We start from the raw sequence: 8822 nt of genomic DNA, 5'->3' as shown, positions 1-8822 counted from the left end.
TCCCCATCTATACCAACCTCCAGCAAAGCTGCCTTTCAACTCCTGCCTCCTTTTAGGCGTTGAGCATTAATTTTTTAACTCATTACTTCAAAACTTCAAGACTTCTTACTCATTACTCATTACTCATTACTCATTACTCAACCCCCACAAGTAACTTTGGATAAAGATGCAAGATCTGATCTGAGTTGTCATCCCGTCAGCTTTGAGATTGTGGGTAGTTTACAAATTAATTGTGCTTAAAAAACTCTGGTAACTTGGTCAAATTGTAAATATAAGAAAAAATGACCGGAACTACTACTAAAGTTAAGAGAGTAGAAGTAGTAAAACCACCAATTACAGCGATCGCCATAGGACTCCGTACAGCTCCTCCTGCACCCAATCCCAAGGCAATGGGGAACATCCCGGCAATAGTAGAGATAGAAGTCATGGCAATTGGACGTAAACGGGAAACACCAGAATTAATAATAGCCTGGGATAAACTTTTCCCCTCACGCAAACCTGACAGGGTAAAATCAACTAGTAGAATCGCATTTTTAGTTACTAGCCCCATAAGTAAAACAATCCCAATCAAAGCAAATAACCCTAATTGTTTTTGCATAATCATCAATCCCAACAAGGCGCCACCAATTGATAAAGGTAAAGCCATCAAAATCGCTAAGGGGTAAAGGAAATTGTTATACAAGAGTACCAAAATAGCGTAAATTGCTAAAACCGATAAACCTAAGGCACCACCAAAACCTAAAAAGATATCCCGCATAATTTCTGCATCTCCTGCCGGTTCTTCGGTTACTTCTGGTGGTAAAGAATTAATTGCTGGTAAAGCGCGAATTTTCTCCATAGCGTCACCCAGAGAAATACCATCAAGATTAGCTTCTATACTTACTTGACGATAGCGATTATAGCGTTTAATTTCTGCGGGACTACTACCTAAGCTTATATTAGCTACGGCACTCAATGGCACTAAATTACCGTTACTACTAGGAACTCGTAAATTTTTGAGAGTAGTTAAATCACTACGGTATTCTGGCGCTATTTGTACTCTAATAGGGATTTGACGGTCTGGTAGTTTAAATTTAGCCAAATTAGTTTCATTGTCTCCAATTAAGGCTAAAGAAGCTGTGCGGGCGATCGCCTGAACTGATACCCCCAGATCCCTTGCCCTTTGAAAATCAGGCACAATAATAATTTCTGGTTTAACTAAACTCGCACTAGATACTAATTCAATAATCCCTGGGATTTGACTTATTTCCTGTTCAATCTTTCTGGCGGTTTCATTGAGAATCTCGGCGTTATCACTTTTGAGAATAATTGATAAATCTTTGGGATTTCCTGCACCCCCTAGGGAACGAAAAGCGATTCTTGTCCCGGGAATTTCCCCAAAAACCTCTCGCATTCTCGATTGAAATTCTAATTGATTGGCTTCTCTTTCATTTTCTGGCACTAAGTTAACGTAAACTGTACCTGTATTTATTGAACTCTCACCACCGATGGTAGTTAATACTGATTCTACTTCTGGTTGTGCTTGGAGTTTATCCGTAATCTCTGCCATTACCTGCTCAGTTTCTGCTAATTTTGAGCCAGGAGACAATTCCACGGTAACTATACTTAAATTATTCTGATCGCTATCTATTAAACCTTTAGGAATGAAGGGAATTAACTGTAAACTGCCAATAAAAAAGGCGATGGCAATCAACAAAGTAGTAATCCGATTCCGCAATGCTGTTTTGAGTATACGCTGGTATAGTCCTTTTGGTTTTTTTCTCTGTGTCTCTTGAGAGGTATTTTTGAGTAAATAGGCACTTAACATCGGTGTCATAGTTGTAGCTACCAGGGTAGAAAACATGGTAGAAACAGCTACTGTGACTCCAAAGGGTTTAAAAAATTGACCGGGTATTCCTTCCATAAAGGCTAGGGGAATAAACACTGCCACAATTGTTGCTGTAGTGGCAACTACCGCCAAACCAATCTCTCTCGCGCCATCTAATGCTGCTTGATAGGGTTTTTTCCCCATTTGTAGATGTTGTTCAATATTCTCAATCATACAAATGGCATCATCTACTAGATTCCCCACAGCCAAAGATAGAGCTAATAGTGTCATACCATTGAGGGTATAATCTAGGGCTAACATTACTAAAAAGGTGGGAATAATCGACAGAGGTAATGCTAAGGCAGTAATTATAGTAATTCGCCAGTCTCTTAAAAATATACCTACGGTAACTACTGTGAGTATACAACCAATAATTAGAGAACTAATTGTCGCTTGATAAGAAGCGCGAATGGAATCACCTCTAGTAAAAATTAACTTGAAGTTGATATCTTCTGGTAGAGTTTTATCTAACTCTGCTACTGCTGCTTTTACTTTAGTTTCTACAGTAGCTAACGTACTTCCTGTACTGCGTTGAACGGAAAATCCTACTACTGGTTGATTGTTGAGATAAGCTGACTGTCTTGGTTCAGCAAAAGCGTCTTCTACTGTACCGAGGCGGTCAATTTGGATGGTATCACCATTATTTAGGACAATAGAGTATTGTCTTAATTGTTCTACAGTTTGAGCGCTTCCTAGGGTACGTACATTTTGTTCACTGCCTCCGATTTCTGAACGTCCTCCTGGTAAATTTAGATTCAGGTTACGTATTTGTTCGTTAATTTCTGTAGCTGTTAAGTTGTAAGCTTGTAGCCTTTTGGGGTCTAAATCTATTCTAATTTCTCTATCTACTCCACCAATCCGGTCTATTTTGGCTACACCTTCGACGTTGAGTAGTTCCCGAATAATTTTATTATCTACTAAATCACTTAATTCTTCTACGGATAATTTATCACTAGATACGGCATAGGTGAGAATTGAGCCTCCAGCAAATTCTAGCCTTTGTACTATCGGTTCATTAATATCTAGGGGTAAATCTTGACGAATTTCGGCAATACTGTTGCGCACATCGTTGGTTGCTTGGTTACTATCTACTCCTAAGTTAAATTCTATGGTAGTAGTCGATGTTTCGTCGCTCACTACTGAATTAATTTTATCTATATCACCAAGTCCGGCGACAGCGTCTTCTATTTTTTTCGTTACTTCTGTTTCTAATTCTGCTGGACTAGCACCCCTTTGGGTAACTGTTACTATTACTGCTGGTATGTCTATATTGGGGTTACTATCAATTCCTAAGTTAAAAAAGGAATATATCCCCGTGATCCCCAAAATCAGAAACATCACGATAGTGGGTATGGGACTTTTAATTGACCATGTGGATAAATGGAATGACATTCTTTTTTAGTTTTCCCTCACGCGATCGCCTGGATTTAAATATACTGCACCTTTTACTACTACTGTTTCCCCAGGATCTAACCCGGCTAATACTTCTACTTTGTTTTCTGGTAAAATTTCTCCTAGTTGAATCTCTCGTAACTCTGCTCTCCCTTCTTCTACTACGTACACTGTAGCTGTACCGTTGGTTTCTGGTAAAACTGCTTGATTGGGTATAGTCAGGGTTGTTGATGTTTGAGTTATTATTTCTGCTGAGAGAAACATTCCTGGTTTTAGTCTAGTATCTTCTGGCAAGTCAACTTCTACAACTGCTTGTCTAGAATTTTCATCTATCAAAGGGTTGATTTCTCTTACTTTACCTAGTTTTGTTTCTCCGTATGTATTTACTTTTACTGTTTGTCCTGGTTCAATTTCTTCAATCAAAGTTTCGGGAATTTCTAGACGAAGTTCTAAACGTCCTCCTTGGATGATGGTAAATAATTGACTATTGTTATTACTTAAATCACCGACTCTAGCCTTTCTTTCGGCTATTTTTCCCTCTACTGGTGCTACTATTTCTGTTTGGGCTAGTTGTGTTTCTAATACTGCTAATTGCGCTTCTGCCTGAGCTAATTCTGCTTGTGCTTGCAATATTCTCTCAATTCTAGGCCCTCGCTGTAATTCTTGCAGTTGTTCTTCTGCTTCTTGTAAACGGGCTTTTGCTTGTTCTAAATCTGATTTTTTACTATCTGCGGCATTTAGAATTTCATCTAGATAGTCACGGGCGATCGCCCCTGCTGCTTCTAAATCGCTATTTCTCTCTACTCTTTTTGCCGCTAATTCTAAATCTGATTCTGCTTTGAGTACAGCAGCTTCGGCACTTCTTACGGTAGCTTCAGCCCTAGCTATTTCTTCAGGACGGCTTCCTGCTTCTAATTCAGCTAAACTAGCTTGAGCTCTTCTAACGTTTGCTTTCTCTTTAGCTATTTGGGCTTGTAATACATCATTATTTAACAGTGCTAAGGTCTGTCCTGCTTCTACCACATCTCCTTCTTCTGCTAAAACCCCAGTAATTTGTAAGCCTGTAGCTTGGGAAGAGACTGGTATTAGTTCAAAAGCTGCTACTGTGCCTGTTGCCTGAATTGTGCGCTCAGTTTGAGTTGTTTCTACTGAGGTTTTGGTTACTGTTTTGACATTTGAGTTCTTTTCTGAGTTCTTTTCTATTTCTGTGGTTGGTGATTGTGTTTCTGACTTTTGTTCACCGTTAAATAAAACCCCTCCTCCTAGAGTTAATATAATTCCCATGCCGATTCCTACGAGTAGCTGAGTCGGATTCTTAGGAAGTTTTTCTCTTAGTTTTAACTGCCAATTTTTTGGTTTTGGAGTTTCCGTGACTTCATTCTTAATTTTTGGTTGTACCACCGTTGCTCCTGATCTTTGTCTCCAACAAATGTAAATTTTTGTTAAATACCCTCATTTATTATAGCTTTATCCTCAAAGTTCAGGGGAAAAATAAGTTTTAAGTTAGGCTATTGGATGTTCAAGTAAACCGTCATCAAAACATCACCTGTTATACTCAGATCTTGCATCTTTACCCAAAGTTACTGGTTGTGGATGAATAGTGAGTAATGAGTTAAAGAATTAATGCGATCGCGCTTAAAAATTGGTTGACCGCGTCTGGGCGGTCATCCGTTCCCCGGATTTTAAATCCGGGGGTGCAATAAACTTACTCAAAATTGCCAGCGAAAGCGGAGAGCGCCTTAGAGGCTGTTTTGTGGTCAATAATCTTGAGTTATTGGGAGGCGCTCTCCGCCACTTCATAAGTTATTTGTGACCCCAAACCATTAACTGGTAAAGGCTGGCAATTTTGAGCAGGTTTTCTCTCGCGGAACGGATGACCTTTGCTACGATCTTAGGCTAAAGAGAAATGAACTTTTTCTGAGGTTAATTTAGTACTTATGTACTGGTGCTTTGATATGAGTTATAGGTTGTTCGGGCTAAAGCCCTACTACAAACTTATCGAATGATAATCACTGGATTTTATAACTAGGATTTGGTACAACAAGGTTTGATAATATAGTTATAACTAAAAATATGTTACCCCATCTTGAGGAAAGTGTAAGAAATGGGAACGGACAGATGAGTTATCGTTTTAAGGAATGGGGAACTCCGAACTTGGTCGAAAGTCTTTGCTCTTCTTTACCCAAGGTTTATTGGGTAGGTTAAACTATTCTGATTGACTAGATATCTTGGGTTGAGATTGAGCGCGTAACATTCGTTGTAAAAGTACGGTATAAATTGGTTTTCCCCCTAACTGATGAGCTATCATCGTTGATGTTAAAGTTGTGATCATTACAGGAATAGTTAATTGATAATTTCCTGTAATTTCTAAGGTTAATATAATAGCGGTCAGGGGAGCGCGAACGGTAGCGGCAACTAAGCCTCCCATTCCGGCAATAGTAAGCAGTCCGGGTTCAGGAAGCCATTGAGGAAAGCTAGCATGGAATAATCTAGCCATTCCTTGACTAAACAGCGTACCTAACGACAACAAAGGTGCAAAAATCCCACCCGGAGATCCCGATCCATAACATAAAAGGGTTAAACCAAAGCGCAGAAACAATAATCCTCCTAAAATGAAAAGGGGTTTAGAAGCCGTCAACGACCAGATAATCGTGCTTTCTCCGCCACCAACAATAGGATGATAAAAGTTAACATAATCGCTTAAAGTATCACGATAAATCCAACTCAGTAAACCAATCAAACCCCCAATATATAAACCCATAAATCGATGCCAATAGCCTTGTAAACCACTTAAAAAATTGAGACTCGCCACCAGTCCCTCATTAAACAAATAAGCCAAAATGCCTAAGCTGATTCCTAAAATAACAAACATCCATCCAGAGGCAATAGGGGGCGCATCGTAAATCTTAATCGCTAAGGTCGGTTCATCTAACACGATTTTCAATCCGATTACGGACATAATGCAAGAGCTGGCAACGGCTCGGTAGGCAGAAATATGATCTTGAAACTTTGGACGCATTTCCTCCATAACAAAGAGAATTCCAGCTAAAGGGGCATTAAATGCTGCGGTGAGTCCCGCTGCGCCACTGGCCGCCACTAAAATTCTGATTTGCTCTTTATTCAGTCGCATTTGTTGACCGACAAATTGCCCCATTCCTCCGCCCATTTGAATCGTGGGTCCTTCTCTTCCTAAAACCATCCCACTCCCTAAAATCAAAATACCTGTGAAAAATTTGACGACAACAACTCGTATTCCTCTTAATGGCAAGTGACTATCGAGAAATGCTTCTATTTGAGGAATACCACTTCCGTTGGTTTCCGGAGCAAAACGACGCATTAACCAAAAACCAAGATATACCATGACAGAAGAGAGCATAATAGAACTGAATGCCCCAATGAAGAAACTATAATTATTGGTTAAATGATCAAGGAATTGCAATCGAGTGTTCATTACTTGAGCCACTAGACGACGAAATCCACCGCCAACTAATCCCATTAAGAAACCCGTGATCGCCGCCCATAACCAGACTCGATTAAGTTTTTGCGATGCTTCTCGTAATCGCCAATAGAGAGCCCCATTTGATGACGTTTCTGGAGGAATGGAAGAATTTTCGGAAGGGGTAGAATTAGTTTTTCTGCTCATAATTTCTTGTTGATTTTTATTAAAATTAGCTAGTCCTAACATCGCTTCAATGACGATCGCCCCTAAGGTAGCATGGGGTAAATTACTAAATAAAGGTAACAAAAATAATAGGTTAAAATAACAAAGATACAGTGAACGATCGAAGAAACTTGAGTTTTTCCTCCTGCCCATCCCATTTTGAAAAATCCAAAGATGAGAAAACAAAAACCTACAGTAAGGGCGATCGCTGAAGTTAAAACTAAATATTCTTGAGAACCAGATGTTGCTAAACTGGCAACAGTAACACTAGAAATTAGAGCCGTTGCCGAATCTGGACCAACTACCATCAGCCGAGATGTTCCCAATAAGGCATAAAAAAACAACGGGAAAGGAACAGTATATAATCCAATTAACGGCGGAACTCCTGCAATCCCTGCATAAGCCATCGCTTCGGGAATCATCACCGCCCAAACTGTTAAACCTGCGATTATGTCAGCTTGTAACCAAGATGATTGATACTTGGGCAGCCACTGCAAAATGGGCAAATATTCAGCGATTTTATAATTACTATGTTTATTTTTTACCATTACCTAGCCTAAATTCAGAGTTAAGGTGAAACTAACATTTAAGAAACTGGACAGAATTGATTAGACATTTTCGTTTATGTAGGCAAAAGGCAAGATCTCATGTAACCCAAGCCATATAACTTAAGTAGTAAATATACCAATAATTTTGTCCAGCCACTTATTAGGATTCATTCTCTAACATTTCTTTTACTTTGAGTAATTCTTGTTTTTGATTATCATTAACGCTGGGGTATTTCAAATCTAGTTTTTTCAGTTTTTGACAAATGATATTTGCTACAGCTAATCGCATAAACCATTTGTTATCTGCGGGAATAATATGCCAAGGAGCCCAAGAAGTACTGGTATGGTTAAATATATCTTCATAAGCATCCATATAATCATCCCAAAATTCTCGTTCTTTAGCATCATTAGGTGATAATTTCCAGTTTTTCTCAGGAATTTCAATGCGTTCTAAAAAGCGATTTTTTTGTTCCTCTTTAGAAACATTCAGGAAGAATTTGAGCACAATAATACCGTTATTTACTAAATATTTTTCAAAGTTATTAATTTCCTCAAAGCGACGTTTCCAAATGTCTTTTCCTTTAGATTCTGGCGGTAATTGTTGCTTTGCCAAAAACTCAGGATGAACTCGCACCGCTAAAACTTCTTCATAATAAGAACGATTGAAAATACCAATTCTTCCTCTTTCGGGCAAACACTTAAAACAACGCCATAAATAATCATGATCTAATTCTTCCGATGAAGGTGCTTTAAAACTAAAGACTTGACAACCTTGAGGATTTACTCCAGACATGACGTGCTTGATTGTGCCATCTTTTCCTGCCGCATCCATGGCCTGAAAAAGAATCAACATACCATAAGTATTTTGGGCATAGAGTACATCTTGATATTGTTGTAGTTTAAGAATGTCTTCTTCTAATTTTTGGACTGCCTCTTTTTTATCTTTATATTTGCCTGTGTACTTAGTATCGTAATCTTTGAGTTTAATTTTTGAGTCTGGTTTAACAATTAATTTTTCGTCAGTCATAGTTAGGAATTTTTACTATTATTCGGTGGCTATATTATAAAGGGTAAGCACAAGAAAAACAAAGTCAGTAGATGGAAAAGTTTTTCCATCTACTGAATCTGGTTTTCCTACATCAATACTGTCACCACAAAGAACACCACCAAGACTCAGACCTCGCATCTTTACCCAAAGTTACTGGTTGTGGTTGAGTAATGAGTTTTGAAGTTTTGAAGTTTTGAAGTTTTGAAGTAAGAAGTCTTGAAGTTTTGAGTTAAAGAATTAATGCGATCGCGCTTAAAAATTGGTTGACCGCGTCTGGGCGGTCATCTATGGCCCCGGATTTTAAAT

Annotated in this window: 6 protein-coding genes; all 6 read right to left on the bottom strand. The window is 38.7% G+C overall.

All coding sequences use genetic code 11. From position 1 onward, the window contains the following. Positions 1-226 precede the first annotated feature (226 nt). Positions 227-3259 carry an efflux RND transporter permease subunit gene (locus MW688_RS17885; RefSeq protein WP_486737372.1) on the bottom strand — a complete coding sequence of 1011 codons (3033 nt, stop codon included), beginning with the start codon at positions 3257-3259 and terminating at the stop codon, positions 227-229. 6 nt (positions 3260-3265) lie between these two features. After that, positions 3266-4660, bottom strand: coding sequence for an efflux RND transporter periplasmic adaptor subunit (locus MW688_RS17880; protein WP_486737371.1), 1395 nt, complete (start codon positions 4658-4660; stop codon positions 3266-3268). 805 nt (positions 4661-5465) lie between these two features. Beyond that, positions 5466-7004 (bottom strand): H(+)/Cl(-) exchange transporter ClcA, encoded by a 1539-nt coding sequence (gene clcA, locus MW688_RS17875; protein WP_486737370.1) that lies wholly within the window; start codon positions 7002-7004, stop codon positions 5466-5468. Further along, positions 6965-7468: a SulP family inorganic anion transporter gene (locus MW688_RS17870; RefSeq protein WP_486737369.1), complete on the bottom strand. Its 504-nt coding sequence runs from the start codon at positions 7466-7468 to the stop codon at positions 6965-6967. Before MW688_RS17870 ends, clcA begins: the two co-directional genes overlap by 40 nt. A gap of 160 nt (positions 7469-7628) precedes the next feature. Next, the gene (locus tag MW688_RS17865; RefSeq protein ID WP_486737368.1) at positions 7629-8495 is read right to left on the bottom strand and encodes a polyphosphate kinase 2 family protein; all 867 of its coding nucleotides are present in this window, start codon (positions 8493-8495) and stop codon (positions 7629-7631) included. 18 nt (positions 8496-8513) lie between these two features. Continuing rightward, positions 8514-8654: a hypothetical protein gene (locus MW688_RS17860; RefSeq protein WP_486737367.1), complete on the bottom strand. Its 141-nt coding sequence runs from the start codon at positions 8652-8654 to the stop codon at positions 8514-8516. Positions 8655-8822 lie beyond the last annotated feature (168 nt).

It is taken from the genome of Johannesbaptistia floridana, assembly GCF_057440575.1.
Note: the sequence above shows the minus strand (reverse complement) of the source record. Positions and strands in the feature narration are given on the sequence as shown.

Coding starts and splice junctions, on each gene's coding strand:
- MW688_RS17885 (WP_486737372.1), bottom strand. CDS start 3,259: ATGTCATTCCATTTATCCACATGGTCAATTAAAAGTCCCATACCCACT.
- MW688_RS17870 (WP_486737369.1), bottom strand. CDS start 7,468: ATGGTAAAAAATAAACATAGTAATTATAAAATCGCTGAATATTTGCCC.
- MW688_RS17865 (WP_486737368.1), bottom strand. CDS start 8,495: ATGACTGACGAAAAATTAATTGTTAAACCAGACTCAAAAATTAAACTC.
- MW688_RS17860 (WP_486737367.1), bottom strand. CDS start 8,654: ATGCGAGGTCTGAGTCTTGGTGGTGTTCTTTGTGGTGACAGTATTGAT.